This window comes from [Zimmermannella] faecalis ATCC 13722 (assembly GCF_000381765.1).
GTDB lineage: Bacteria > Actinomycetota > Actinomycetes > Actinomycetales > Microbacteriaceae > Gulosibacter > Gulosibacter faecalis.
Genome location: NZ_KB907078.1, coordinates 64,633 through 91,479 on the forward strand (window position 1 = coordinate 64,633; position 26,847 = coordinate 91,479).

Here is a 26,847-nt window from a genome sequence, read left to right on the forward strand (position 1 = left end):
ATGCCAAGCACCAACCGTATCGCCGTGATCGGCGCCGGCATCATCGGCGCCGCCGTCGCCCGCGAGCTGCTGCGCCGGTACCCCGACGCCCGCGTCGTGCTCTTCGAGAAGGAGTCGCACGTCGCCGGCCACCAGACCGGCCACAACTCCGGCGTCGTGCACGCCGGGCTCTACTACACGCCTGGCAGCCTCAAGGCCCGGCTCTGCCGCCGCGGCGTCGATCTCATCACGAGCTTCGCCGAGGAACACGATGTCGCGATCGACGAGTGCGGCAAGGTCGTCGTCGCCCAGAACGAGGTCGAGCGCGAGCGCCTCGACGAGATCTACCGCAAGGCGACCGCGAACGGCGTGCCCGACGTCGCCCTCATCGGCCCCGAGCGCCTGCGTGAGCTCGAGCCGAACGTCGTCGGCGAGGCCGCCCTGCACTCGCCGCACACCGCGATCATCGACTACATCGGCCTCACGAAGGCGCTCGTCGCCGACTTCGAGCGCGCGGGCGGCGAGGTGCGGCTCAGCACGAGCGTCGAACGCGTGCGCAGCGGCAACGGCCTCGTCACGATCATCACCGACCGCGACGTCGAGACGTTCGACAACGCGATCGTCTGCGGCGGGCTCCAGTCCGACCGACTCGCGCGCGCATCCGGCGCCGGCAGCGACCCGAGCATCGTGCCCTTCTTCGGCCAGTACTTCGTGCTCGACCACGAGCACGCCGACGTCGTCAACGGGCTCATCTACCCTGTGCCCGACCCCGCGTATCCGTTCCTCGGGGTGCACGTCACCCGCCGCATCGACGGCGAGCTCATGATCGGCCCGAACGCGTTCCTCTCGTTCGCGCGCGAGCAGTACAAGGGGTTCCCGTTCAACCTGCGCGACGCCCTCGCGATCGCGAAGGATGCCGGCTTCTGGCGCTTCGCCTCGCAGAACGCCGGGGCCGCCGCGCGCGAGCTCGGCGGGGTGTTCTCGATGGACCGCTTCGTCGAAGGCGCCGCGAAGTTCGTGCCGCAGCTCTCGGGCGCGAAGGGGCACCGGGCCCCGCGCGGTGTGCGCGCCCAGGCCGTCGACCGGCAGGGCAAGCTCGTCGACGACTTCGTGATTCAGCGCAGCGGCGGCGCGATGTTCCTGCGCAACGCCCCCTCCCCCGGCGCGACCTCGTCGATGGCGATCGCCGAATACCTCGCCGACGAGCTCGCGAAGCACGCCGACCTCGGGCCCGTGCGCGCGGTGTAGGGGTGTGCTGGCCTGACAGGGCGACAGCCTGCTGACCAGACCTGATGAGGCCGACGGAACCTGAAGGCGGCGACGAGACCTGATGGCATGCCATCGGGTTTCGTCGGAGTGATCAGGTCTCGTCGGAGGTGGCAGGTCTGGTGATGTGGGGTGGAGCGGGGCTGAGGTGGGCGGGGCTGGGGTGGAGCAGGTATGGGTTGGGCCGCGTCGCGCGCACCTGCAAGACTTGGCGGCATGGCTCGCAACCCCGCAGTGAACCGCAATCCGCGCGCGAATCGCGCCGTGCATCCCGACCGCGCCTGGGTGCGCCTCCTGCGCCTCGCCCTCGGCGTCGCCGCGTTCGCCGGTGTCGGGTGGAACTTCTACCGGGCCGCGAACGGCATGGTCGAGTCGACCCTCATCGAGTCGATCTCGCAGTTCACGAACCAGGCGAACCTCGTGTTTGGCCTCGTGCTCGTGGTCGGCGCGCTGCGCTCGCGAGACTCGCTGCCCGCGTGGTGGGACGACGTGCGGGGCGCGGCCGCGTTCTACATGGTCATGACGGGGCTCATCTACGCGATCCTCGTTGCCGAGCCCGGGGAACTCGCGCGCTGGGACCTCGAGTGGTCGAACATTCTGCTGCACCGCATCACGCCGACGCTCGCGCTCGTGGGTTGGCTAGTCGTGACCATGACCCGACGCGGAACCTGGGGCCGTCCGCTCGCGTGGCTCGCGTATCCGGTGCTCTACCTCACCTACACGTGGGTGCGCGGCAGCATCGTCGGCTGGTACCCGTACGGGTTCCTCGACCCGACCGGTCCGGGCGGCTGGGGCGACGTGCTCGCGACGACGGCGCAGGTGTTCGTCGCGTTCCTCGTGATCGCGGTGGTGCTGCACGTGCTCGGGATGCTGCGGGCGAGCCTCGCGCACCGAGGTCGAGTCGGGTCGCGCAGCTCGGCCGAGCCGGTCGGCTGACGCGCACACCCGCGGCCGTCGCCTGGGGTCGCCGCGCGCGGGGCCCGGATAGGCGGGTCGGGCCCCGGCCGCGCGGCTACTCCTCGACGACGCAGGCGACGGTGCTGACGCCGTCGTCGCGGTGGCCGAGGCCGTGGGTGATGCCGTTGAATCCGGGGAACCGCTCGGCGAGATCGCCCTCGACTCGCAAGTAGTCGACGATTCGCTCGGTGACGCGCTCGCCGGGCACGAGCAGCGGGATTCCGGGTGGGTAGGGCGTGAGCAGCACGGCGGTGATGCGGCCCGCGAGCTTGTCGACCGGCACGTGTTCGATACGTCCCGCGGTCATAGCGGCCCACGCGTCGGCGGGCAGCATCGCGACCTCGGGGTCGCCGAGGTAGATGTCGGTCGTGAGGTTCGCGAAGTCGCCCTCGCGGTACGCCTCGTGGAGCTGGTCGCAGAGGTCGCGCAGCCCGAACACCGCGTAGCGCGGGAACTCGGCGGCGAACTCGGGCATCACGTCGCGCACCTCGGCGTTGCGGTCGTAGGCGCGCTTGAAGCGGTGGAGTTCGGCGATGAGCGTGTTCCAGCGGCCCTTCGTCACGCCGATCGTGAAGAGCACGAACAGCGAGTAGAGGCCGGTCTTCTCGACGACGACGCCGTGCTCGGCGAGGTACTTCGCGAGCACGAGCCCGGGGATGCCGCGGTCGCCGAACACGCCGTCGGTGCTGAGGCCGGGCGTCGTGAGCGTGACCTTGATCGGGTCGAGCATCGTGAAGCCGTCGTCGATGTCGTCGAAGCCGTGCCAGGTCTGTTCGCTCGAGAGCTCCCACTCCTCGCGCGCCGCGATGCCCTCGCGGGCGGGCGTGTCGGGTCCCCACACGTCGAACCACCAGTCGTCGTCGGCGCGTTCCTCGCCGATGCGAATGATCGCGCGGCGGAACTCCATCGCCTCGGTGATCGCCTCTTCGACGAGCGCGTGCCCGCCGACGCCGCGCATCATCTCGGCCGACACGTCGCAGCTCGCGATGATCGCGTACTGCGGGCTCGTCGAGGTGTGCATGAGGTAGGCCTCGTTGAAGATGTTCGGGTCGAGCCGGTGCTCTTCGGCGTTCTGCACGAGAATCTGCGACGCCTGCGAGAGCCCGGCGAGCAGCTTGTGGGTCGACTGCGTCGCGTAGACGAGCGACGACTTCGTGCGCTCGGCGCGCTCGTCGACCGCGTGCATCCCCCGGTAGAGCTGGTGGAACCGCGCGTGCGGCAGCCACGCCTCATCGAAGTGGAGCACGTCGACGGCGCCGTCGAGCGTGCGCTTGATCTCTTCGGCGTTGTAGACGATGCCGTCGTACGTGCTCTGCGTGAGGGTGAGGATGCGCGGGGTCGCGTCGGGGTCGTCGATGAACGGATGCGCGGCGATCTTCGCGCGGATCGACTCGGGGCTGAACTGGTCGCGCGAGATCGGCCCGATGATGCCGGCGCGGTTGCGCGTCGGCTTGAGGTAGATGGGGATCGCGCCGGTGAGCATGATCGCGTGGAGGATCGACTTGTGGCAGTTGCGGTCGACCACGACGATGTCGCCGGGGCCGACGGCCGAGTTCCAGACGATCTTGTTCGAGGTGGAGGTGCCGTTCGTCACGAAGTAGAGGTGGTCGGCGCCGAAGGTTTCAGCGGCGCGGGCCTCCGACTCGGCGACGGGGCCAGTGTGGTCGAGCAGCTGCCCGAGCTCTTCGACGGCGTTGCAGACGTCGGCGCGCAGCAGGTTCTCGCCGAAGAACTGGTGGAACATCGTTCCGGCGGGCGACTTGAGGAACGCCGTGCCGCCCGAGTGCCCCGGGCAGTGCCACGAGTAGGCACCGTCGTTCGCGTAGTCCATGAGCGCGCGGAAGAACGGCGGCGCGAGCCGCTCGACGTACCGGCTCGCCTCGCGCACGATCGTGCGGGCGACGAACTCCGGGGTGTCTTCGTAGGCGTTGATGACGCCCTCGATCTCGCGGAGCACGACGGTCGGCAGGCGCCGGGCCGTGAGTTGCTCGCCGTAAAGGTAGACGGGAATCTCGGCGTTCTGCTCGCGCACGGTCGCGACGAACCGCACGAGCTCGTCGGCGCGGTCGCTGCCCGCGTCGAGCGCGGCCGGGTCGACGTGATAGAGAATCGCCGACTTGTCGTTGAGCAGCCGGGCGTGCGAGGCGGCGTCGAGCCCGGCCGAGAGCGACTCGACGCGCACCCCCTGGGCCTCGAGCTGCGTGGCGAGCCCGTCGAGGGTGGTCTCGGGCTGCGCGGCGTCGACGCGCGAGTCGGCGATGACGGCGATGGCGAAGTTGTTCGTCTGCACGTGCGGACCTTTCTATAAGCGGTGAGTTGGGGTGCCGGCCAGGTTGCCGGCGAAGCACAGGCGGCGAGGGTGGCGCGGGCTACCAGCCGCCGTACGACGCGATCGCGTCGAGCGGCACCCGGCCCGAGGCGACGTCGTCGAGGGCGGTGAGGATGCACTCGAGGCCGGCGCGCAGCTCGTCCTCGGCGATCGTGAGGGGCGGGGTGACTTCGAGCACGTTCTCGCGCACAACGAACAGCGCGCAGCCGAGCTCCCAGGCGCGGTAGACCGTGAGCGCCGCGACCTCGGCCGGGGTGAACGGCTGCCCCGCGGCCTCGCCGAGCTCGACGCCGAGCAGCAGGCCTGCGCCGCGCACCTCGGTGATCGCGGCGGACCCGGGGCGGTTGCTCGCGCGGTAGCCGGCGAGCGAGTCGCGGGCGACTGCGCCGAGCCGGGTCGCGGCGGCGAGCAGCTCGCCGTCGTCGAGCAGCCCGAGCACGGCGGATGCGGCGGCCGCGGCGATCGGTGCGCCGGCGGTCGTGAGCAGGGCCGAGGCGCGGGGCTCGCTCATCGCCTCGACCGGCCCGACGACGGCCGACACCGGGAGCCCTCCCCCGAGCGCCTTGCCGAGCGTGACGAGGTCGGGCGCCACGCCGGAGCGCTCGAACGCGAAGCGCTCGCCCGTGCGGCCGAGCCCGGCCTTCACCTCGTCGACGATGAGCAGGGCGCCGAACTCGTCGCAGAGCTCGCGCAGGGCGGGCAGGAATCCGGCGGGCGGTACGAGCACGCCGCCGTCGCACTGCAGCGCCTCGACGATGACGGCCGCGACGTCGCGGCCCGCGAGCAGCTCGCGCAGGCGGCCGCGCGCGGAGTCGAGCTGCGCATGCGTCACCGGGTAGTCGACGAGCCGCGCCTGGGGCGCGTCGTCGCCCGGCTCGACCGCGATGCCCGACACCTCGAGCGAGGGGCCGTGCCCGCCGTGGTAGCTGCCGCTGAACGCGACGATGCCCTGGCGCCCGGTGGCGTGGCGGGCGGCGGCGATCGCGACGGTGTTCGCGTCGGTGCCGCCGAGGCCGAGGTAGGCGCGGCGGCACGCGGTGTCGGCCTCGCGAATCGGCACGAGCTCGACGAGTCGCTCGGCGAGCCGGGTCGTCGCCTCGACGGCGCTTGAGAGCACGGAGGCGCCGCCGCCCGCGCGTGCGGCGTCGGCGATCGCGTCGGCGATGGTCGGGTTACCGTGGCCGAAGGCCGAGGCGGTCCAGCTCGCCGAGAAGTCGAGCACGCGACGCCCCGACGAGGTACGCAGCCAGGCGCCTTCGCCGCCCGCGACGGCGAGCGGGAAGAAGCGGAGGTGTTCGATGCCGGCGACGGCGGCCTCGTCGCGCGCGTACGCGGCGAGTTCTTCGCGCCGCTCGTCGGCCGTGAGTTCGCGGGGAACGCGGGTCATAGCGGCTCCTTCGTGATGGTCGATTCGATTGCGGCGCGCATCGGGTCGATGCGGCGAAGGCGGTCGAGCCCGTCGCTGCCGAGGCGCGCGACCGCGGCCTCGCACAGGGCCGAGACGAGCGCCATTGCGGGCACGAGGGTGTCGGATGGTCCGCTCGCCTCGACGCGGCAGCTCAGCACGACGTCGGCGAAGTTCGCGATGGGCGACAGCCAGCGGTCGGTGATGAGGGCGATGCGGGCGCCGTGCTCGCGGGCCTGGCGGGCGATGCGCTCGGTGGCGGGGGCGTAGCGGCGGAAGTCGAAGATGACCCACACGTCGGCGCGGTTCGCCGACTCGAGCAGGAGGTCGATCTGCCGCATCGTGTTGCTCGGGCAGGTGCGCACGCCCGGCCGAAACATCGAGAGCTCGGTGACGAGGTGGTGCGCGAGCAGCCCCGAGAACACGCCGCCGTGGGCGACGATGCCGACGCGGGAGTCGGCGAGCCAGCCGACGAGCTGTTCGACCTCGCTCGCGCGCAGCGAGTCGAAGGTGCGGTTGATGCCGTCGATGTACGACGCCTGCGATGCCCGGAGCTGCTCGAGCCCGTCGTCGGCGGGCGCCGGGTCGGGACGGCGCAGCGCGAGCGAGAGCGCGGAGTCTTCGCGCGCCTGCACCTCGTCGCGCAGCGAGTCTTGAAACTCGCGGTACGCCGCGAACCCGAGGGTCTGCACGAATCGCACGATCGTCGCGGCGCTCACGCCGGCGCGCTCGGCGAACCGGTGCACGCTCGTGAGCCCGGCGACCGGGTAGTCGCTGAGCAGCGTGCGGGCGACCCGGCGCTCGGCCGACGTGAGGTCGGCGAAGCGCCCGTTGATGCGCTCGGTGACGCTCGCCGCGTCATCGTGCGTCGCGGGGGTGGTCACGGCGTCGCCCCGTCGAGTCGGCGCGCGGCCGCGAGATAGCCGGCGATGAAGGTCTTTGCGACGCGCTCGATGGCGTGTTCGTCGGGCAGGAACGTCGCGTCGTGGAGCGACACCCCGCCGCCGTCGACGCCGACGAAGGTCATGACGCTCGGCACGGCCGTGCCGAAGAACGAGAAGTCGTCGGCGCCGAGCGAGCGCATCGGCTCGGCGTGGTCGAGCCCGACGCGGTCGAGCAGGCCGTCGAGTTCGGCGACGAGCGCCTCGTCGTTCACGAGCTCGGGCTCGCCCTCGACGTGCTCGAGCGTGCCGGTGCAGCCGAACGCGCTCGCCTGGTGGGCGACAAAGTCGCGCAGCACGTCGGCGAGCCTGCGGGCCTCGTCGGACGACGCGGTGCGAATCGTCGCGAGAATCTCGCCGGATGCGGGGAGCACGTTCGCGGCGCCCGACCCGACGCGCACGGTGCCGACGCTGACGACGGCCGAGTGCATGGGGTCGACGGTGCGCCGCAGGGTCGCGGGGATGCCCGAGATGATCTGCGCGACGGCCCCGGCCACGTCGTCGCCGTGGTGCGGATACGCGCCGTGGCCGCCGCGGCCGGTGACGACGATGCGCAGCTCGCCTGCGGCGGCGTTCACGAAGCCGGCGCCGGTCGCGACCGCGCCGACGGGCACGCCCGGATGCACGTGCGCACCAAACATGTGCGCGATTTCGGCGCGCGCGAACGCGGGCTCCTCGACGATGTCGGCCGCGCCCGAGGGGTACGCCTCCTCGCGCGGCTGCAGCACCGGCACGAGCGCGTACGGCAGCGGGAGGTCCCGGGCCGCTCGCACGACCGCGGTGAGTGCGGCGAGGTGCACGTCGTGGCCGCACGCGTGCATGCAGCCATTCGTCGACGCCCACTCGACGCCCGTCGCCTCGGTGACCGGCAGCGCATCCAGCTCGCCGCGCATCCCGATCGCCGGGCCCGAGTCGGGGCCGAGGCGGCCGATGCCGCCCGTGTCGGCGACCGGCTCGAACTCGAGATCCATCGCCGCGGCGACGCGCTCGGTGGTCTCGCGCTCGTCGCCGCTCGCGCGGGGCTCGCGGTGGAGCACCCGGCGCAGCTCGGCCGCGGCCGGCAGCTCGCGCTCGAGTGCGGCGAGCCAGTCGGTCAGCAGGGTCTGGGTGTCTGTTGGCAGAGCGTCGGTGGCAGAAGTCATGCTGCTCCGTTCTGTGCGAGCGGGTCGAATCCGTAGACGCGGGCCGCGTTCTCGTAGCCGATCATGCGGGCGACGCGCTGCTGCTCGGCGAGCGGCCAGCCGTCGAGCTCGGCGAACCGCGCGAGCGCCGCCGTGAGGCCCCGGCGGAAAAGCAGCGTGCCGAGATAGTAGAGCTCGGCCGCGCCGAACGCGTCGCTGCTGAACAGGATCTTGCCGAAGGGCGCGAGCTCGAGCGACTCGGCGATGACGGCCTCCGACCGCGAACCCGTGTAGTTGATCGCGAGCCCGATGTCGAAGTAGACGTGCGGGAACACGTCGGCGAGGTAGCCCGCCTCGCGGTGGAACGGGTAGCAGTGCAGCAGCGTGAACCGCGCCCCCGAGTCGACGCTCGCGCGCAGCAGCCGGGTGAGCAGCAGCGGGTTGCAGCGGTGCAGATCGACGTCGTCATCGCCGTAGCCGACGTGCACCTGAATGACGCAGGCGCGATCGATCGCGAGCCAGATGAGGTGACGAATCAGCGTCGGGTCGTCGAGCCGCAGCGGCCCCTCGGTCTCGAGGAGTCGCGCGGCGCTCGACTCGACCGCCGACCGGCCCGGCCGGGCGTCATCGAAGTCGAACCCGATGCGGTAGGCCGCGATTGTCTTGACCCCGACCGCGTGCTCGAGGCGCGCATCCAGCGTTCGCTCGATCTCGTCGACAAGCTGGGCTGCGGATGCGCCCGGCGCGTCGCGAACGCGCTCCGCGACCTGCTCGGCGAGGCGCTCGAGGCGCACGATTTCGCAGTGGCTCGCGTCGCCGAGCTCGGCCATGTCGGCGGGGCCGTTGATGCGGCCGGCGTCGTGGCCGGTCTCGATGCCGTACACCGCGATGTTCGCGGCGCGCAGGAGTCGCCGGTTCACCTCGTCGGCGCCGAGCTCGCGGCGCCGCGCGAGGTAGTCGTCGGGCGCCGCGAATGGCTCGAGCCCGAGGATCGGCGCGCAGTGCGCCCGCACCTGGAACCCGACCTGCGAGTCGAAGCGGGTCGTGCCGTCGGTCGCGGGCCGCGACGACTCCGAGATGAGCCCCTCGAATTCCGCACGATCGACGTCGTTCGTCAGCACGCCGTGGCAGTGATGATCGAACAGCGGCAGGTTCGTGAGGTCGAGTGCGTCAGTAGACATTCGTGTACGCCTCGCACTGTTCGGCCGGGGTCTTGTCACGCAGCGAGGCGATCTCGTCGCGCTTCACCGCGAGGAAGGTCGCGAGCCAGTTCGGCGCGAGCCAGCTCCGCACCGTCTCGTTCTCCTCGAGCGCGACGAGCGCCTCCTCGAGGCTGCCCGGGAGCTGCGCGAGGCCGGCGTGCTCGCCGTCGAGGTCGAGCTCGCCCACGACGATGTCGGCCGGCGCGAGGTCTTCGTCGATGCCGGCGAGGCCCGCGCGGATGATGAGCCCGAGCAGCAGCCACGGGTTCGCACCGATGTCGCTGCCGCGGAACTCGAAGTGGAGCTGCGGCTTCGGGTCGCGGCCGTCGAGCTCGTTCGTCGGGCAGATGCGCAGCAGCGCCTCGCGGTTCTGCAGGCCGAGGAACGCGCGGGCGGTCGACCAGTTGTGCGGCGCGAGGCGCACGTAGCTCGTCACGAGTGGCGCGAACAGCGCCGTCATCGCCGGCGCGTACTTCACGATGCCCGCGGCGAACTTCGCGGCGGTCTCGGAGAGCCGGCCCGGGCGGGTGTCGTCCCACACGACGGTCTCGCCGTCGAGGTCGTTGAGCCCGAAGTGCACGTGCACGCCGTTCCCACCGGCGCCGGGGCGCACGACCGGGGCGAAGCTCGCGTGGCGCCCGTTCGCGGCAAACAGGTCGGTGACAATGTCGCGAACGAGGATCGCGCGGTCGGCCGCCGCGAGCGCATCCGTCGGCTTCACCGTGATCTCGTACTGGTGCTCGGCGTACTCGGGCAGCCAGGTGTCGGGCTCGAGGCCGGCGCGCTCGAGCGTCGTGACGAGCTGCGAACCGATCGGCTCGATGTTGCGGAAGCCCCGCAGCGAGAACGGGTGCGGTTCGGTCGTCGCCGAGAGGTCGACGAACTCGTGCTCGAACGCGCTGCGGGTCGTGAACCCGTGCTCGCGGAGGTCGGCGATCGCGTTCTTCAGGAACGTGCGCGCGCACGACTCCCACGGCGTGCCGTCGGTCTCGATGATGTCGGAGAACACGAGGTTGAGCGGCGTGCGGCCCGGCACCGTGTCGATGCGCACGCGCGAATCGAGGTCGGGCTTAAGCCGAAGGTCACCCGACGAGCCGTACGGAATGCCGTCGACGATGTGGCCGAGGGGGCCGATGCCGAGGTTCGCGGGCACCCAGCCGAGCGTCGTGCGCTCGTCGAAGTCGGCGAGCCGCTGCGCGCGGCCCTTCGTGCGCGCCGCGATGTCGGTGGTCGCAAGGAAGATGAGTTCGTCGAGGTCGTTCGCCTCGGCAGCTGCGGTGGTTGGGGTGGTCATGACTAGTCCTCCACGGTGAGTCGAGCGCCGATTCGCTTCGCCAGCTGCGGCTGGCTCAGCACGATGATGAGGCCCACGATGCACCATGCACCGGCGAGCCAGGGGAAGTAGGTGTACGGCGGCTCCTGGCCGACGATCTGAATCACGTACACGTAGATAAGGAATGCGAGGGCGAGCAGCGGGAAGATGACCTCCCACTTCTTGATGCCGGAGTTTGGCGTGAACATGTGGCGAATCACGCCGACCGCGGTCATGCCGTAGGCCACGACCATGCAGAGCGTGCCCATCGTCGCGTACCAGTAGTAGGCGTCGACGCTCGTCGCGCCGAACACGCCGAGCACGAGCGCCATGACGGTCGTGAGCAGCACGGCGACCGTCACCGACGCCGAGGGCACCTGGGTGCGCTCGTTGAGGCGGGCGAACGCCTTCGGGCCGAAGCCGTCGCGCGCGAGGGCGAACAGGAGTCGCGAGGCGGCCGTGCTCGAGCTGAGCAGCGCGCCGAACGCGACGAGGAACGCAATGATCGAGATGAGCACCGCGAACCACGGGCCGATGTACGTCGACGCGAGGGTCGTGAGGGTCGACGAGGCGTTCGCGAACGCGTCGATGCCGGCCTGGTCGGTGCCGAAACCGATCGTCTGCGCGAACATCATGAACACGTACACGAGACCGCCGATGATGACGGCGAGCAGCACGGCGCGGGGCACGTGGCGCTTCGGGTCGTCGGATTCCTCGCCGAGCGACGTGCCGGACTCGAAGCCCGCCCATGAGAGGAAGCCGAAGACCGCCGCCGTCATGATCGCCGTGATGGGGGCATCCCCCGGCGTGAGGGTTGAGAGGTCGATGCCGGTCGACACCGGGGCGTCGCCCGCCGCGATCTTCACGATGATGACGATGGCGAGGATGAGCATCGCACCGATGCCGACGAAGCCGATGCCGAGCAGGGTGCGGGCGACGATCGCCGACTCGCGCAGGTTGAGTGCGAGCGCCGCGACGCCGACGACCGCGGCCACGATCATCCACATGCCCGGGGCGAGCACGACGCCCATCTCGGCGAGCATCGCCTCGAAGAACACTGCGCACGCGCCGACGATGCAGGCCGCGAAGAAGATGTAGGTGCCGAGCAGCGCGAAGCCGCCGAAGAACCCGGCCTTCGGGCCGAGCGTCGTGCCGGCGAGCGCGTACACCGAGCCCGCGTGCGTGATCTTGCGCGTGAGGCGCACGAAGCCGTACGCGACGAACAGGGTGCCGACGAACGCGACGAGGAACGTAAACGGCACCGACTTGCCGACGAGCCCGGCGACGCCGATGCCGTTGAGCGACATCGCCATGACCGGCCCCATGAAGCCGATGCCGATTGCCGTGATCTCGAACGTGCCAAGCGGGCGCTTGGTGTGTGGGGTGGCGGTCTGCGCCGCCGAAGTTTCGCTCATTGTGTGCCCTCACTGCCACAGGTGACGCCGCGTTCGCTCCGATGCGAACCGTCCCGGCGTTCATGAACCAAATGTTTCACTGCGCGTAAATCTAGCGCGTCGTGAAACATTTGTCACACGGTTGGGGTGAGTTGGGCGTCGGTGAGTGGAGGGTCGCGGTGTCGCGAACGCAGTGGGCGCAGTCGGACGCCATGGCCACACTTGCCCACCACACCCAGCTGCGCCCACTGCATCCGATCGCGTGAAGCGCATCCGGGCGAACCCGGAAGGTCGCCAGCTACGCCGCGACGTTAGTTCGCGACCGCGCGGACGGCTTCGCGGAGCGTCGGCATCGCAAATTCGAACCCCGCTGCCGTGAGCCGTTCCGGTACAACCCAGCGGCTCTTCAGCACGAGTTCGGGCTCGGTGCGAAGCACCCACATCGCGGGCTCGAGCGCCGCACGCGGCGCCGGAAGCCCGAACGGTACACCGACCGCGTTTCGCAGCTCGCGCATAAGCGTGCGGTTGTCGCTCGGGTTCGGCGACGCCAGGTTCACGGGGCCCGCAAGCTCGTCGTGCTCGCGAATGAAGTCGATTGCCCGCACGACATCGTCGACGTGAATCCAGCTAAACATTTGGCGCCCACGCGAGTCATGCCAGGGCGCGGTCGGCGCGCCAGTCGGATGCGCGCCGACACCGCGATAGCGCCGGTGCGGGAACCAGGGGTGGTCGAGTTGTGGCCCGCCGAGACCGAATCGCGCGAGGTTAACGAGCATCGCGGTGGCCGGCCCGTCGCCGAGCACGATCGACATGCGCAGGGCAACGCGACGCACCCCGGGCAACTCCCCCGCAAAGAATTCCTGCTCCCAGTTACGAGCGATGTCGACCGAGAAGCCTTCGCCGATCTCGCCGGTCGACTCGCCTTGCGGTCGGTCCATCGCGAACCGGTAAATCGTTGCCGTGCTCGCATTGCACCACAGGGGCGGCGGCGAGGCGGCCGCAGCGATCGCCTCACGCAGCTCTCGGGTCGTCTCGATGCGCGAGCGAAGCAGCTCAGCCCGGTTCTCGTCGGTGTAGCGACAGTTCACCGACTTGCCCGCGAGGTTGACGACGATCTCGGCGCCGTCGATCGCGCGACGGAGCGCATCCGCGTCGCCCCAGCGTGCATCCGGGCCACGTCGACCCACCCGCACGATCTCGAAACCGTCACGCTCGAGCGACTCCGCAATTGCCTTTCCGAGGAATCCGGACGAACCGGCAACGACCGCTTTGGGGCTCATGCCCCGACTCTAACCGGCGGCGAGCAGCTCGCGCACCCGCGGAATCACCTCTTCGCCGTAGCGCCGCAGCGACTGCATCGCGAGCTCGTGCGGCAGCTCGCCAGCCTGGTACTTGAGGTCGAAGCGCGTCGCGCCGAGGCTGCGCAGGCCGCGCGCGATCTTCTGCGCGACCGTCTCGGGGCTGCCGACGTGGAGCGCGCCGTCGCCGCGGATCCCTGCCTCGAACTGCTCGCGCGTCGCGGGCGGCCAGCCGCGCTCGGCGCCGATCCTGGAGGTGTTCTGTTGCCAGTACTCGTAGAAGGCGTCCTTCGCCTCGGCATCGGTGGCGCCGATGAAACCGGGCGAATGGTAGCCGATGCGCGACGATTCGTGCTCGAACTTCGCCTGCGCCCGGCGGTAGAGGTCGGCGAAGGGCGCGAACCGCGACACCTCGCCGCCGATGATCGCGAGCATGAGCGGGAAGTCGTAGTGCGCCGCGCGAATCACCGACTCGGGGCTGCCGCCGACCGCGACCGACGTCGCGAGGCGGCCGGGCGTGCCGTCGGCGTTCGGCTCGATGGGCGGATACACGACGGTGTCGGTCAGCGGGGCACGGAACTTGCCGCGCCAGGTGACGGGGCCGCCCTGCGCGAGCATCGACCAGAGGTTCGCCTTCTCTTCGAAGAGCTCCTCGTAGTCGTGCATCTCGAAGCCAAACAGCGGGAACGACTCGGTGAACGAGCCGCGGCCGATCATGATCTCGGCGCGCCCATTCGAGACCGCGTCGAGCGTCGACCAGCGCTCGAACAGTCGCACTGGGTCGTCGGAGCTCAGCACCGTCACGGCCGAGGCGAGGCGGATGTGCTCGGTGCGCGACGCGATCGCCGCGAGCACGAGCTCGGGCGACGAGACGGCGAAGTCGTCACGGTGGTGCTCGCCGATACCGATGACGTCGATGCCGAGTTCGTCGGCGAGCGCGCCCTGCTCGACGATCTCGCGGATCGTGTGCGCGTGCGTGTTTGTCGTGCCGTCGAGGTTGCTGCTCACGTCGCCGAACGTGTTAATGCCGAACTCGACCGCGTCGGCGGTGGGCGTGGGCACGGTGGTGGGGTCGCTCATGTCGCCTCTTCCGATTGCGTGATTATTCATTCAATCGGACAGAACGCCGGGCAACCTGAGTGCATTCCCGCACAGGGCCGGCCACGTCTGCGGCCGATAACTCATCGTTGCTGCACCCTCCGACACGAAAGCCCGCGCTCTCGCGCGGGCTTTCCGAATCGGCGCTCAGAAGTCTATTTCGCCTTCCGCTACCAACCTCAGGGTATCCCGAGACAGCGTGCGAGGGCAGCTGAACCGGGGCACTTCTCGACAAGCACACGACGGCGGGCGACCGCGAGCATTCTCGGGGCCGCCCGCCGCGGCGCGATTCGCGTATCCGGCCGTTCGCGTAGCCGGCCAAGCGGCTATCCGGCCAGGATGAACTCGGCCCCGCGCTCGCCGATCATCACCGAGGGCGCGTTCGTGTTGCCGCTCGTCACCGACGGCATGACCGACGCGTCGACGACGCGCACGCCCTCGAGGCCGCGCACCTTCAGCGTGCGGGGGTCGACGACCGCGAGCTCGTCGGTGCCCATGCGACACGTGCCGACCTGGTGGTGGTAGGTCACACAGTTTTTACGCGCGTACGCGGCGATCTCGTCGTCGGTCTGCACGTCGGGGCCCGGATACACCTCGACCGCACCCCAAGCATCCTTCAGCGGTGCCTGGGCCGCGATCTCGCGGCACTGCTTCACCGAGGCGACGAGGCTCGCGATGTCCTCGTCGGTCGAGAGCGTTTGCGGGTCGAGGAGGGCGGGCTCGTGCGGATCGTTCGACGCGAGCCGGAACGTGCCGCGCGACGTCGGGCGCACGAGGCCCGCGTGGAGCGTGAACATGTTCGGCCCAGGCTCCTGGAACTCGCTCACCATCGGCACCGAGAAGTAGATGGGCTGCGTGTCGGGCACGTCGCTGCCCTCGCGGAAGGTCGTGAAGTGGTGCATCTGCGACACCGGCTCGTTCGGCTGCCGCTCGGGGATGTCGCGCGTCGTCGTCTGCGCAATGACCGGCGCGAGCACGTGGTCGTGCAGGTTCTCGCCGACGCCCGGGAGCTCGTGCTTCGTCTCGATGCCAACCTCGGTGAGGTGGTCGCGCGGGCCGATGCCGCTGAGCAGCAGGATGCGCGGGGAGTCGAGCGCGCCGGCCGACAGGATCACCTCGTCGGCGGTGATCTCCTCGGTGGCGCCGTCGATCTCGGCCTCGACGCCGGTGACTCGCTCGCCGTCGAGGAGCAGGCGGGTGACCCAGACGCCGGTGCGGATCGTGAGGTCCTCGTGGTCTTTCACGGGGTCGACGTAGGCGCGGTACGAACTGAACCGTTCGCCGTCGCGCATCGTGAGCTGCTCCCAGCCGACGCCCTCAATCTCTTCACCGTTGTAGTCGGGGTTCGCGGGCACACCCGCGGCAACCGCCGCCTCGTGCATCGACTCGAACAGCGGGCTGTGCTCGTAGCCCGTGTCGGTGACGTCGAGGAGTCCGTCGCGGCCACGCAGATCGCCGCCGACCTGCGTGTGCTCGATGCGCTTGAAGACGGGCGCGACGTCAGCCCAGCTCCAGCCCTCGGCGCCCTCCCGCTCCCAGCGGTCGAAGTCGCCGTGCGCGCCGCGCACCCAGATCGTCGCGTTGAGCGAGTGCGATCCGCCGAGCACCTTGCCTCGCGGCCAGTGCAGCTTGCGGTCGGCAGCCCCGGGCTGCGGGGTCGTGAAATAGCCCCAGTCGTCCTTGCTGAGCCAGAGCTCGCCAAGGCGGCCGATGTCCCGGATCGCCGGATTGACGTCCGACCCGCCCGCCTCGAGCAACGTCACCTGGTGCCCGGCGTCGAGCAGACGGCGAGTGACCACGGAACCGGCCGAGCCCGCTCCCACAACGATGTAGTGCGACATGTGTACTCCTTGCCTCACGGGCACCCCCGTTGGTGCTCGTTCCGCTCAGGGTAGGAATACTGACCGAGAAGTCAGGCACAACTGTCGGCAGGATGCGCTTCCGGCCAAGCCTCGTGCACGCGTAAGCAAGTGGGCGGGTGGGGGGCCGCCGCTCACGGCCGCGCATCCGCCCCACCCTTGCGCCGTGCATCCTGCGCACCTCTTTCGCTGACTGACGGCAACTTGCGCGTTTCCGGGCCGATTCGTAGCGAATTGCCGTCAGGCAGCGGGAGTAGTGACCGGAAGGGCAGCGAACGTGAGGGACCTCTCGGTCACGCCCGCGCATCCTCCACTCACCCACCACTCGCTGACTGACGGGAACTTACGCATTTCGACGCCGATTCGTTGCGAATTGCCGTCAGGCAACGGAAGAGGGGCGCCGCGTCCCGGGCCGTGTCCTGTGGGGTGGTGGAATTTCAGGGGAGCTTGTGTGTCGGCGCTTGCGCGAGCGGCGGTATCGCACGGCGGCCAGCGGTATCGTGCACCATGCACCCGGCCACCGCAGGATGCACCCACTCGGCGCAATGCGCCCGCTTGGCCCTCCATCCCCGGACAAGCCACCGGCCCCAGCCCCAAAACTGAGCCTCTGCTGAATGCCCCTTGCGGTCGGCAGGCGATCGTATATTATTTCGTATATCGGCTGCTCTCCCGCAGCAGCATCGCAGCGACGCGAAGGGAACCGCACATGTCCGTCGATTTCACCGACCGCACCAACCGCCCGGGCAAGATCATTGCCCTGCACCTCAACTATCCCTCTCGCATCGCCGAGCGCGGCCGCTCCCCCAAGTTCCCCGGCTACTTCATCAAGGCCGGCACCTCGATCGCCCAGACCGGCGACACCATCGAGCGCCCGAAGGGCACCGAGCTCCTCGCGTTCGAGGGCGAGATCGCCCTCATCGTCGGCGAGACCTGCCGCCGGGTCTCCCCCGAAGACGGCTGGTCGAAGATCTCGGGCATCACGGCCGCGAACGACTGGGGCCTCTACGACCTCCGCCACGCCGACAAGGGCTCGAACGTCAAGAACAAGTCGGGCGACGGCTACACGCCGCTCGGCCCCGAGGTGCTCCCGGCCGCCGAGCTCGACCCGACCGCCCTGCGCATCCGCACCTGGCACAACGGCACCCTCGTGCAAGACGACACGACGGCCGAGCTCGCGTTCCCGTTCGGCCAGCTCGTCGCCGACCTCTCGCAGCTCATGACGCTCGAGCAGGGCGACATCATCCTCACCGGCACCCCCGCGGGCAGCTCGGTCGCGCAGCCCGGCGACACCCTCGAGGTCGAGGTGGATGCGCCGACCGCCGAGGGCGCGCCGACGACCGGCCGCCTCGTCACGAAGGTCGTCGAGTCGGAGCACGAGCTCGCCCCGTTCGGCGCGGAGCCGAAGGTCGACGAGCTGCAGCGCGAGGAGGCGTGGGGCTCGAAGGCGAAGGCCGGCCTCACCGACCCGCGCGACGTCATCACGCAGGAGCTGCGAGAGAAGGTCGCCGAGACCGCCGTCGCGACGCTCTGGGCGCAGATGCGCAAGCGCGGTATCACGAACTGCTCGATCGACGGCCCGACGACCAACCACCCGGGCACGCGCATCCTCGGCTACGCGAAGACGCTGCGCTTCGTGCCGAACCGCGAAGACCTCTTCGCAAAGTTCGGCGGCGGCTTCAACGCGCAGAAGCAGGCGATTGACTCGGTGCGTCCGGGCGACGTCGTCGTCATGGAGGCCCGCGGCGAGGCCGGCACCGGTACGCTCGGCGACGTGCTCGCCCTGCGCGCCCAGGTGCTCGGCGCGGCCGGCGTCGTCACCGACGGCGGCGTGCGCGACTCGGCCGCGGTCGCCGAACTCGGCCTGCCCGTCTACTCGAACGGCTCGCACCCCGCGGTGCTCGGCCGCCGCCACGTGCCGTGGGAGTTCGACGCAACGATCGCCTGCGGCGGCACGACCGTGCAGCCCGGCGACGTGATCGTCGGCGACGACGACGGCGTCATCGTGATTCCGCCCCACCTGTTCGAGGAGGTCGTGCACGACGCCTTCGAGCAGGAGCGCCAGGACGCCTGGGTCTTCGACCAGGTCAAGGAGGGCAACAAGGTCGACGGCCTGTTCCCGCCGAACGCCGAGTGGAAGGCAAAGTTCGAGGCGTGGAAGGCCGGCGAATGACGACCGCGGTCGAAACCTCCAAAACCCGCCTCGCGCACCAGCACCTGCGCCAGCGCATCGCCGACGGCACGTACTCGCCGGGGTTCCGGCTCGTGCTCTCGCAGATCGCGAACGATCTCGGCGTTTCGGTGGTGCCGGTTCGTGAGGCGATTCGGATGCTCGAGGCCGAGGGGCTCGTCACCTACGTTCACAACGTGGGCGCGCAGGTGTCGTTCCCCGACCCGCACCTCTACCGCAACACGATGGAGACGCTCGGCCTCGTCGAGGGCTACGCGACCGCCCTCTCGGCGCCGAAGATCACGCCCGAGGAGCTCGAGCGGGCCGCGGCGATCAACGAGGAAATGCGGAAGCTCGCCGCCGCCGCATCGTTCGACCCGACCGCCTTCACCGACGCGAACCACCGGTTCCACGACATCCTCCACGCCCACTGCGACAACGACCACATCAGCGACCTCGTGCGCCGCGGCTGGGGCCGCCTCGAAGCGATGCGCGAATCCTCGTTCGGCCTCGTGCCGAACCGGGCCGCCGAATCGGTGGCCGAACACGACCAACTCGTCGACCTCATCCGCGACGGCGCCCCCGCCGCCGAGATCGAGCGAGCCGCCCGCGAGCACCGCCTGCGCACGATGCGCGCCGTGCTCGAGCAGCAGGGTGACGCGAACGCGTAACCCGACCCACCGTATCCACACCCGCACGACACCAACCCGCACCACACCAACCAGCGATTGGACCAGCTCATGACGAACCGTCCCGCAAACCTTCCCGAGCACATTCAGCTCTACATCGATGGCGAGTACGTTGACGCCGCTTCGGGCAAGACGTTCGACTCCATCAACCCCGCCACGAACGAGACCTACCTGACCACCGCGTCGGGCGACAAGGAAGACGTCGACCGCGCCGTCGCCGCCGCGAAGCGCGCCTTCGACGAGGGCCCCTGGCCCCGGATGCTCAACCGCGAGCGTTCGCGCATCCTGCACAAGATCGCCGACATCGTCGAGTCGCGCGACGAGCAGCTCGCGCACTGGGAGAGCTGGGACTCGGGTCTGCCGATCACGCAGGCGAAGGGCCAGGCGCGTCGCGCCGCCGAGAACTTCCGCTTCTTCGCCGACCTCATCGTCGCGCAGCACGACAACGCGTTCCGCGTGCCGGGCCGCCAGATGAACTACGTCAACCGCAAGCCGATCGGCGTCGCCGGCCTCATCACGCCCTGGAACGTGCCGTTCATGCAGGAGTCGTGGAAGCTCGCCCCGGCGATCGCGACCGGCAACACCGTCGTGCTGAAGCCCGCGAGCTACACGCCGCTTTCGGCGTCGCTGTGGCCCGAGATCTTCGCCGAGGCCGGCCTGCCCGACGGTGTGTTCAACCTCGTGTTCGGTTCGGGCAGCACCGCGGGCGACGCGCTCGTGAAGCACCCCGACGTGCCGCTCATCTCGTTCACCGGCGACAGCTCGACCGGTGCGACGCTCTCGACGAACGCCGCCCCGATGCTCAAGGGCCTCTCGCTCGAGCTCGGTGGTAAGAGCCCCGCCGTCGTGTTCGCCGACGCAGACATCGAGCAGGCGCTCGACGCGACCGTGTTCGGCGTGTTCAGCCTCAACGGCGAACGCTGCACCGCCGGTTCGCGCGTGCTCGTGCAGCGCGACATCTACGACGACTTCATCGCCCGCTTCGCCGAGCGCGCGAAGAACATCGTCGTCGGCGACCCGAGCGACCCCGCGACCGAGGTCGGCGCGCTCGTGCACCCGAACCACTTCGACAAGGTGATGGAGTACATCGAGATCGGCAAGGGCGAGGGTCGCCTGCTCGCCGGCGGTGGCCGCCCCGAGAACTTCCCCGAGGGCACCTACGTCGCCCCGACCGTCTTCGCCGACGTCGCCCCCGACGCCCGCATCTTCCAGGAGGAGATCTTCGGCCCGGTCGTCGCGATCACCCCGTTCGACACCGAAGAAGAAGCGCTGCAGCTCGCGAACGACACGAAGTACGGCCTCGCCGCCTACGTGTGGACCTCAAACCTCAAGCGCGCCCACAACTTCGCGCACCAGATCGAGTCGGGCATGGTGTGGCTCAACTCGAACAACGTGCGCGACCTGCGCACCCCCTTCGGCGGCGTGAAGGCGTCGGGTCTCGGCCGCGAGGGCGGCTACCGCTCGGTCGACTTCTACACGACGCAGCAGTCGGTGCAGATCACCCTCAACGAGGCCCACAGCCCCCGCTTCGGCGTCGGCCAGTAGCCCAAAGTTCTAGCAAGGAAGCAGACATGACCGCATTCAAACCGGAGAACCGCACCTCGGCTGGGTTCTACGTCACCGAAGAGGCGCCGATCACGCCGACGAACCCCGTCGCGACGCCGAGCGCGCCCGCGCCCGACATCCTCCGCTGCGCCTACATGGAACTCGTCGTCACCGACCTCGCCGCCTCGCGCGAGTTCTACGTCGACGTGCTCGGCCTGCACGTGACCGAGGAAGACGACAAGGTGATCTACCTCCGCTCGACCGAGGAGTTCATCCACCACAACCTCGTGCTGCGCCAGGGCCCCGTCGCCGCGGTCGCCGCGTTCTCGTACCGCGTGCGCTCGGCCGACGACCTCGACCGCGCGGTCGCGTTCTACGAGGAGCTCGGCTGCCGCGTCGAGCGCCGCCCCGAGGGCTTCACGAAGGGCATCGGCGACTCGGTGCGCGTCGAAGACCCGCTCGGGTTCCCGTACGAGTTCTTCTACGAGACCGACCACGTCGAGCGCCTCTCGTGGCGCTACGACCTGCAGACGCCGGGCGAGCTCGTGCGCCTCGACCACTTCAACCAGGTGACCCCCGACGTGCCGCGCGCGGTGCGCCACTACCAGGACCTCGGGTTCCGCGTGACCGAGGACATTCAGGACGCCGAGGGCACCGTGTACGCCGCGTGGATGCGCCGCAAGCCGACCGTGCACGACACGGCGGCGACCGGTGGCGACGGCCCGCGGATGCACCACGTCGCGTTCGCGACGCACGAGAAGCACAACATTCTCGCGATCTGCGACAAGCTCGGCGCGCTGCGCCGGTCGGACGCGATTGAGCGCGGCCCGGGCCGCCACGGCGTCTCGAACGCGTTCTACCTCTACCTGCGCGACCCCGACGGCCACCGCGTCGAGATCTACACGCAGGACTACTACACGGGCGACCCCGACAACCCGGTCGTGACCTGGGATGTGCACGACAACCAGCGCCGCGACTGGTGGGGCAACCCGGTTGTGCCGTCGTGGTACACCGACGCGTCGCTCGTGCTCGACCTCGACGGAAACCCGCAGCCGGTCGTGGCCCGCACCGACGCATCCGAGATGGCGCAGACCATCGGTGCTGACGGCTTCTCGTACACCCGCGAGGGCGACGACGAAAAGGGCTTCAAGCTCGGCAACCAGGTGTAAGCCCGGGCTCCTTTAGCCCCTCAGTTGAGTGGTCTCAAGTTGCTGTTCTGAGCGCTCAGAACAGCAACTTGAGACCACTCAACTGCGGGTTTTCAGGCCTTGAGGGAGATCGTGCGGTCGGCGTCGCGGAGCGTCTCGAGGCGGTGGGCGATGACGACGAGCGTCACGCCGAGCTCGCGCAGCCGGGCGATGAGGCGGGCCTGCGTGAGCGGGTCCTGATGGCTCGTCGCCTCGTCGAGCACAAGGATGCACCGGTCGAGCACCGGCGCGGCCCGCACGAGGGTGCGTGCGAGCGCCAGCCGCTGCCGTTGCCCGCCCGACAGGCGCGCGCCGCGGCGCCCCACCTGCGCGTCGAGGCCGTGGTCGAGCTCGACGAGGTCGAGCGCCCACCGGAGCCGCTCATCGGTCGCCGAATCGTCGGCCAACCGCAGGTTTTCACGCACCGTGCCCTCGAGCACGAACGGGTCCTGATCGGCGACGATGACGCGCCGCGCGACCTCCGCCGAGCCGAGCTCGCGCGCATCCACGCCGTCGACGAGCACCGCGCCCCGCTGCGGATCGAAGTGCCGTTGCGCGAGCCGCGAGATCGTCGATTTGCCCGACCCCGTCGCTCCGACCACGCCGACGAACTCGCCGCGCGCCACCGCAAGCGACAGGCCCTCGACGGTCGGCGACGGGGCGCCCGGATACGCGAACGTCACGTCGCGCAGTTCGAGCGCCGGAACCGCTTGTTGCGAAACGGTCGTCGCGGCGGCTGGCTCCACAGCTGCTCGCTCGACCGAAGCCGGCTCCGCAAGGGCCGGCTCCGCGGCGGCCGGCCCCGCAACAACCGGCTCCACAACGACCGGCGCCGCCTCGAGCAGCGCCCGAACGCGGCGCGCCGCCTCGAGCCCCGTCGGAAGTGAGGTCGCGAGCCGCTCGACGGTCTCGAGCGAGGTGATGGTTCCCGGCACGAGGGCCGCGGCGAGCAGGATGCTCGGCAGCGCGCCCGCGAGGTCGGTCGCGGACACGACGCCGACGACGAGCACGCCCAGGGTGCCGAGCCACACGCGCAGGTTCGCAAGCGCGTGCCGCAGCCCCGCCCGGCGGCCGCTCGCCGCGAGCGCGCGGGTGAGCCGCGCATCCTGCTCGGCGAGCGTGGCCTCCCGCACCTGTTCGGCCTCGTTCGCGCGAACGTCGTCGCGCAGCCGCAGCGTGTCGGCGACGTGCTGCGCGATGTCGGCCCGCACGGTCGCGATCTCGCAGGCCCCGCGCTGCCCCGCGCTCGCGCCGAGCAGCGGCAGGCCGAGGCCGAGGCCGAGCACGACCGCGACGGTGAGGCCGACCGCGGGCCCGGCCACCGCCCAGGCGACAGTGGCCGCCGCGAGCGGAATCACGACAGCGCTGATCGCCGGCGCGATCGTGTGCGCAAAGAACACCTCGACGCGATCGACGTCGCGCACGGCGACGGCCTGAATCCGCGCGGCGCCGGCCCCGTCGGTGACGGCGGGCGCCTGCGGGGCGAGGCGCGCGAGCAGCTCGACGCGCATCTCCCCCATGAGCCCGAACGCCGCGAGGTGGCCGAGCAGCTGCTCGAGGTAGCGCAGCACCGCCTTCGCGACGGCCGCGACGAGGGTGAGCGCGACCGTGAGCACGACGAATCCGGCGCCAGCCGCCTGGCCCGTCGCGAGCATCCCGACCGCCCAGGCCGGGAGCGCGAGCGTCGCCGCGCCGAGTGCGTGTCCGGCCAGGCGCGAGGCGGTGGATGCGCTGAGCCGCGCCGTCGCCGGGCGCGCGAAGTTGAGCAGCCAGGCGACCGTGCCGCGGCGTCGAGTCTGACTGGTCATTCCGTTGCCTCCGCTGCGAGCGCGTCGCGGTAGTAGCCGCCGCGGGCGCGCAGTTCGGCGGGCGTGCCCTGGTCGACGATGCGACCGCCGTCGAGCACGACGACGAGGTCGCTGTCGACCGTCATCGCGAGGCGGTGCGCGACCTGCACGACGGTGCGGCCGACCGCCGCCTCGCGGAGCGTCTCGCGCACGAGCGCCTCGGTGCGGCGGTCGAGGTCGGCAGTTGCCTCGTCGAGCAGCAGCACCGGACGTTCCCGCAGCAGGGCCCGCGCGAGCGTGAGCCGTCGACGCTGCCCGCCCGAGAGGTGCGCTCCGGCGTTGCCGACGGGGGCGTCGAGGCCGCGCTGCTCGAGCTCGGCGCCGAGGTGGGCGCGGTCGAGGGCGTCGCGGAGTTCGGCATCGGATGCGTTGGGCGCCGCGAGGCGGAGATTGTCGGCGACGGTCGTCGACAGGAGGCCCGCGTGCTGCGCGACGAGGGTCATGTTCGCGCGCAGGTCGGCCGAGGTCTGCGGCGCGCCACCGACCCGCACCTCACCGGCGGTCGGGGCCTGCAGCCCGGCGATGACCCGCAGCAGCGTCGACTTTCCCGCGCCCGTCGACCCGACGAGGCTCACGCGCGCGCCCGCTGGGATGCGCAGGTCGACGCCGCGCAGCGCCGCGGTGCCGCCGGGGTGGAGCACCTCGATGCCGCGCAGGTCGAGGTCGGCGGGGGCGGATGGGTCGGGCTGCGAGACTGCTGAAGTGCCTGGACGCGCATCCGCGTGCCGCTCGCCGTCGGCCGGGAGCATCCGCTCGACCTGGTCTCGGCGGGCGCGCCCGGCGAGGCCGACGTAGAACGTGCGGCCGACGCGGTCGATGGGTTCGACGAGCAGCACGGTGAGCAGCACGCCGGCGAGCGCCGAGCCGGCGGTGAGGCTGCCCGCGGCGGTACCGGCGAGGATGAGCGCGATTGCGGCGCCGCTCATGAGGAGTCCGAACACCGCGTCGTTCACGATGATCGTGGTCTGGTTGCGGGCGAGCAGGCGCCCGAGTTCGGCCATGGCGTTGCGCGCCGACTTCGCGTACTCGCGCCACACGCGGTCGAAGGCGCCGAGCACCTTGATCGTGCCGAGCCCCTCGAGCAGCTCGAGGTACCGGGCGGCCGCCTGCGCCTCGCGGCGGCGGTACTCGGCGTTGGATCCGCGCAGCAGCTTCGACGCCCCCGCAATCACGATCGGCACGAGCGCGACAAATACGGCGAGCGCGAGGGCGCTGCGCCAGTCGACCCCGATCGCCCAGGCCACGAGCACGGCAAGCGGCGCCGTGAACGACGCGAAGGTTGGCGCGAGGAACGTCGCGCGATACCCGCCGATCTTCTCGACCGCGCCGGTCGCGGCGTCGGCGATCTCGCCCTCGGCCGCGCGGGCCGGATGTGCCTGGGGCGCGCCCGGGGCAGGTGTCTGTCGGGTGGCGGTGGCGGGCTTCGATGGTTTGCCGTGGGTGGTCGGGGAACCGTGGTTGGCGGGGGCGCCGTGACCGGTCGGGCCGCCATGTGACGCCGGACCCCCATGCCGCGACTCGGCGACGCGGATCGTGCCGCGCATCCCCGCCGCCATCACCCGGGCGCGCCAGGTCGCTTCCTCGACGCCCTGCATCCGGCCCGGAATCGCCTCTGCGACCGCGCCCGCGAGTGCGCCGACCGTCGCCAGCGTGGCCGACCACAGTGCGGCCGGAACGATCGAGCGCTCCGCGAGCGCGGCATCCACGAGGAGCCCCGCCGCCACGGCCGCGGCGGCGAGCGACGCGGTGCGGATCCAGCTCGCCACCACCGCGAGCCACGCGCCGCGGGGTGCGTCTCGAAGCATCTCAGCGATCCACATGTGTCCCATTCTCCTTGACCTGCGCGTTCCGGGGGCCGCGAGCGCGCGCACCCGAACGAGCAACGAACTAGCCCGCAAAGTGGGGGTCGGTCGCAGCGGGCTGCTACGGACCCCCTATTTCCGGGCTAGTTGGTGCAACTAGCCCGGAATGGATGCGGTGGCAGCATTGGCGGCGGCGGTATGGCCGGTTTGGGTATTAGTGCGGCGGGTGCAGAGCTCACAGATGCAGCGCGCCCGAATGCGGTGGGCACAGTCGAGCGGCATGGCCACACTTGCCCACCACCCTCGGCTACGACCCCTGCATCCGGAACTGCCACCGCGTATCCAGTGGGCTTTGCCGGACCCCGGGGTCGCACTTGGCCATGACACCCAAGTCCGCCCATGGCGTCCGAGATCACGGCCGACGCAACCGCAAGCACCACCTACGCAAACAGCTCCGGATGCAGCAGCCCGGCGATCTCGGCGAGCCCCTCACCGATGCGCGACCCGGCGGTGCCCGACGTCGTCGCGGCGTCGACGAGCTCAACCTGGTCGTCGGCGATCGCGGTCACGTCGGCGAGCGCTGGGTTCTCGAGCAGCTCGGTGAACGGATCGAGGCCGGCGCCGTGGAAGTCCTGCACGAGAATGACGTCGGGGTTCGCGTCAACGATCAGCTCTGGGTCGGCCGCGACCGCCTGGTTCCAGCCGTGCTCGCTCGCAACCGAGTCGCCGCCCGCGAGCTCGACGAGGTTCGTCGTCGAGGTCTGCGCGCCCATGATCAGCTGCTGCCCGCCGCGCGACATGAGCACGACCACGCTCGGGCGCTCCTCGACGTCGGCGACGGCGTCGGTCACCGCGCTCGCCTCGTCGCGCACTGAGGACGCGAGTTCGGCCGCCTCCGCATCGGCGCCGAGCAGTTCGCCGAGCTGCTCGATCGAGGTCGCGACCGACTCGGGGCCGCCGAATGCCGACGAGTCGAACGCGGCCATCGGCACGCCCGCGCCGTCGAGCGACTCGATGAGCGACGCCTCGTCGTCGTGCCTCCCCGTGAGCAGCACGAGGTCGGGTTCGAGCGCGAGAATCTGCTCGGGATCAGGGTTTTGCGTCACGCTCACGTGGGTGGCGACCTGTTCGGCGAGTTCGAGCTGGTTGCCGGTTCCGGGTGTCGCCGATCCCTCAGAGACGGCGACGATCCGGTCGGGGCCGACGAGTTCAAGGGCGAGGTCGCCCACCTCGGTCGAGAGGGCGGCGATGCGCACGGGCTCGGCGTCGACCTGCACCGTGCGGTCGCCGACCTCGACCGTGCGGGGCCAGCTCGCGTCGACCGCGGCGTCGCTCGCCGAGGTGGTGCCGGTGGCGGCGCCGGTCGTGGCGGCGCAGCCGGTGAGGGCGACGGCGGCGAGGGCCGCGGTGGCGAGCAGGCGCAGTGGGAATCGTCGGGTCATGGTTCGC

Annotated in this window: 19 protein-coding genes; 6 read left to right on the forward strand and 13 right to left on the reverse strand. The window is 70.6% G+C overall.

All coding sequences use genetic code 11. The features are described 5' to 3' along the window. Both lhgO and G328_RS14705 read left to right on the forward strand, forming a co-directional pair. The gene (gene lhgO, locus G328_RS14700) at positions 1 to 1,227 is read left to right on the forward strand and encodes an L-2-hydroxyglutarate oxidase (protein ID WP_019618706.1); all 1,227 of its coding nucleotides are present in this window, start codon (positions 1 to 3) and stop codon (positions 1,225 to 1,227) included. A 234-nt stretch (positions 1,228 to 1,461) separates the two neighbouring features. Then, complete coding sequence (locus G328_RS14705) at positions 1,462 to 2,181, forward strand: Pr6Pr family membrane protein (RefSeq protein ID WP_019618707.1); 720 nt, start codon at positions 1,462 to 1,464, stop codon at positions 2,179 to 2,181. 76 nt (positions 2,182 to 2,257) lie between these two features. Here G328_RS14705 and G328_RS0107395 read toward each other — a convergent pair whose 3' ends face one another. The 10 genes from G328_RS0107395 to G328_RS0107440 form a co-directional block, all read right to left on the reverse strand. Beyond that, positions 2,258 to 4,492: an Orn/Lys/Arg family decarboxylase gene (locus G328_RS0107395; protein ID WP_019618708.1), complete on the reverse strand. Its 2,235-nt coding sequence runs from the start codon at positions 4,490 to 4,492 to the stop codon at positions 2,258 to 2,260. A 79-nt stretch (positions 4,493 to 4,571) separates the two neighbouring features. After that, positions 4,572 to 5,918, reverse strand: coding sequence for an aminotransferase class III-fold pyridoxal phosphate-dependent enzyme (locus G328_RS0107400; RefSeq protein ID WP_019618709.1), 1,347 nt, complete (start codon positions 5,916 to 5,918; stop codon positions 4,572 to 4,574). After that, a complete protein-coding gene (locus tag G328_RS0107405; RefSeq protein WP_019618710.1) occupies positions 5,915 to 6,820 on the reverse strand; it encodes a MurR/RpiR family transcriptional regulator in 906 nt (301 codons plus the stop codon). The genes G328_RS0107400 and G328_RS0107405 overlap by 4 nt, the downstream gene beginning before the upstream one ends. Further along, the gene (locus G328_RS0107410) at positions 6,817 to 8,019 is read right to left on the reverse strand and encodes a M20 metallopeptidase family protein (protein ID WP_019618711.1); all 1,203 of its coding nucleotides are present in this window, start codon (positions 8,017 to 8,019) and stop codon (positions 6,817 to 6,819) included. The genes G328_RS0107405 and G328_RS0107410 overlap by 4 nt, the downstream gene beginning before the upstream one ends. After that, on the reverse strand, positions 8,016 to 9,179 hold the full coding sequence (locus G328_RS0107415; protein ID WP_019618712.1) for an amidohydrolase family protein: 1,164 nt from the start codon (positions 9,177 to 9,179) through the stop codon (positions 8,016 to 8,018). Before G328_RS0107415 ends, G328_RS0107410 begins: the two co-directional genes overlap by 4 nt. Then, positions 9,169 to 10,494, reverse strand: coding sequence for a glutamine synthetase family protein (locus G328_RS0107420; RefSeq protein ID WP_019618713.1), 1,326 nt, complete (start codon positions 10,492 to 10,494; stop codon positions 9,169 to 9,171). Before G328_RS0107420 ends, G328_RS0107415 begins: the two co-directional genes overlap by 11 nt. A 2-nt stretch (positions 10,495 to 10,496) precedes the next feature. Then, entirely contained in the window at positions 10,497 to 11,927 is a 1,431-nt protein-coding gene (locus G328_RS0107425; RefSeq protein ID WP_019618714.1) for an APC family permease, read from the reverse strand. A gap of 290 nt (positions 11,928 to 12,217) precedes the next feature. Beyond that, on the reverse strand, positions 12,218 to 13,186 hold the full coding sequence (locus G328_RS0107430) for an epimerase (protein ID WP_019618715.1): 969 nt from the start codon (positions 13,184 to 13,186) through the stop codon (positions 12,218 to 12,220). Between the two features lie 9 nt (positions 13,187 to 13,195). After that, positions 13,196 to 14,284 (reverse strand): Atu2307/SP_0267 family LLM class monooxygenase, encoded by a 1,089-nt coding sequence (locus tag G328_RS0107435; RefSeq protein ID WP_019618716.1) that lies wholly within the window; start codon positions 14,282 to 14,284, stop codon positions 13,196 to 13,198. Between the two features lie 344 nt (positions 14,285 to 14,628). Further along, positions 14,629 to 16,143, reverse strand: a complete 1,515-nt coding sequence (locus G328_RS0107440; RefSeq protein ID WP_019618717.1) for a GMC family oxidoreductase — start codon at positions 16,141 to 16,143, stop codon at positions 14,629 to 14,631. A gap of 724 nt (positions 16,144 to 16,867) precedes the next feature. Between G328_RS0107440 and G328_RS0107445 the strand changes: the two genes are divergently transcribed. The 4 genes from G328_RS0107445 (at position 16,868) to hpaD (ending at position 21,731) form a co-directional block, all read left to right on the forward strand. Beyond that, positions 16,868 to 18,331 carry a fumarylacetoacetate hydrolase family protein gene (locus tag G328_RS0107445; RefSeq protein WP_019618718.1) on the forward strand — a complete coding sequence of 488 codons (1,464 nt, stop codon included), beginning with the start codon at positions 16,868 to 16,870 and terminating at the stop codon, positions 18,329 to 18,331. Beyond that, positions 18,328 to 18,999 carry a GntR family transcriptional regulator gene (locus G328_RS0107450; RefSeq protein WP_019618719.1) on the forward strand — a complete coding sequence of 224 codons (672 nt, stop codon included), beginning with the start codon at positions 18,328 to 18,330 and terminating at the stop codon, positions 18,997 to 18,999. The genes G328_RS0107445 and G328_RS0107450 overlap by 4 nt, the downstream gene beginning before the upstream one ends. 69 nt (positions 19,000 to 19,068) lie before the next feature. Next, positions 19,069 to 20,562 (forward strand): 5-carboxymethyl-2-hydroxymuconate semialdehyde dehydrogenase, encoded by a 1,494-nt coding sequence (hpaE, locus tag G328_RS0107455; protein ID WP_019618720.1) that lies wholly within the window; start codon positions 19,069 to 19,071, stop codon positions 20,560 to 20,562. Between the two features lie 26 nt (positions 20,563 to 20,588). Then, complete coding sequence (gene hpaD / locus G328_RS0107460) at positions 20,589 to 21,731, forward strand: 3,4-dihydroxyphenylacetate 2,3-dioxygenase (protein WP_019618721.1); 1,143 nt, start codon at positions 20,589 to 20,591, stop codon at positions 21,729 to 21,731. Between the two features lie 92 nt (positions 21,732 to 21,823). Here hpaD and G328_RS14710 read toward each other — a convergent pair whose 3' ends face one another. The 3 genes from G328_RS14710 to G328_RS0107475 all read right to left on the reverse strand — a co-directional run bounded on the left by G328_RS14710 (position 21,824) and on the right by G328_RS0107475 (position 26,840). Next, the gene (locus G328_RS14710; RefSeq protein ID WP_019618722.1) at positions 21,824 to 23,557 is read right to left on the reverse strand and encodes an ABC transporter ATP-binding protein; all 1,734 of its coding nucleotides are present in this window, start codon (positions 23,555 to 23,557) and stop codon (positions 21,824 to 21,826) included. After that, a complete protein-coding gene (locus tag G328_RS0107470; protein ID WP_222828675.1) occupies positions 23,554 to 25,401 on the reverse strand; it encodes an ATP-binding cassette domain-containing protein in 1,848 nt (615 codons plus the stop codon). Before G328_RS0107470 ends, G328_RS14710 begins: the two co-directional genes overlap by 4 nt. 437 nt (positions 25,402 to 25,838) lie before the next feature. Beyond that, positions 25,839 to 26,840, reverse strand: coding sequence for an ABC transporter substrate-binding protein (locus G328_RS0107475; protein ID WP_019618723.1), 1,002 nt, complete (start codon positions 26,838 to 26,840; stop codon positions 25,839 to 25,841). Between the last annotated feature and the right edge of the window lie 7 nt (positions 26,841 to 26,847).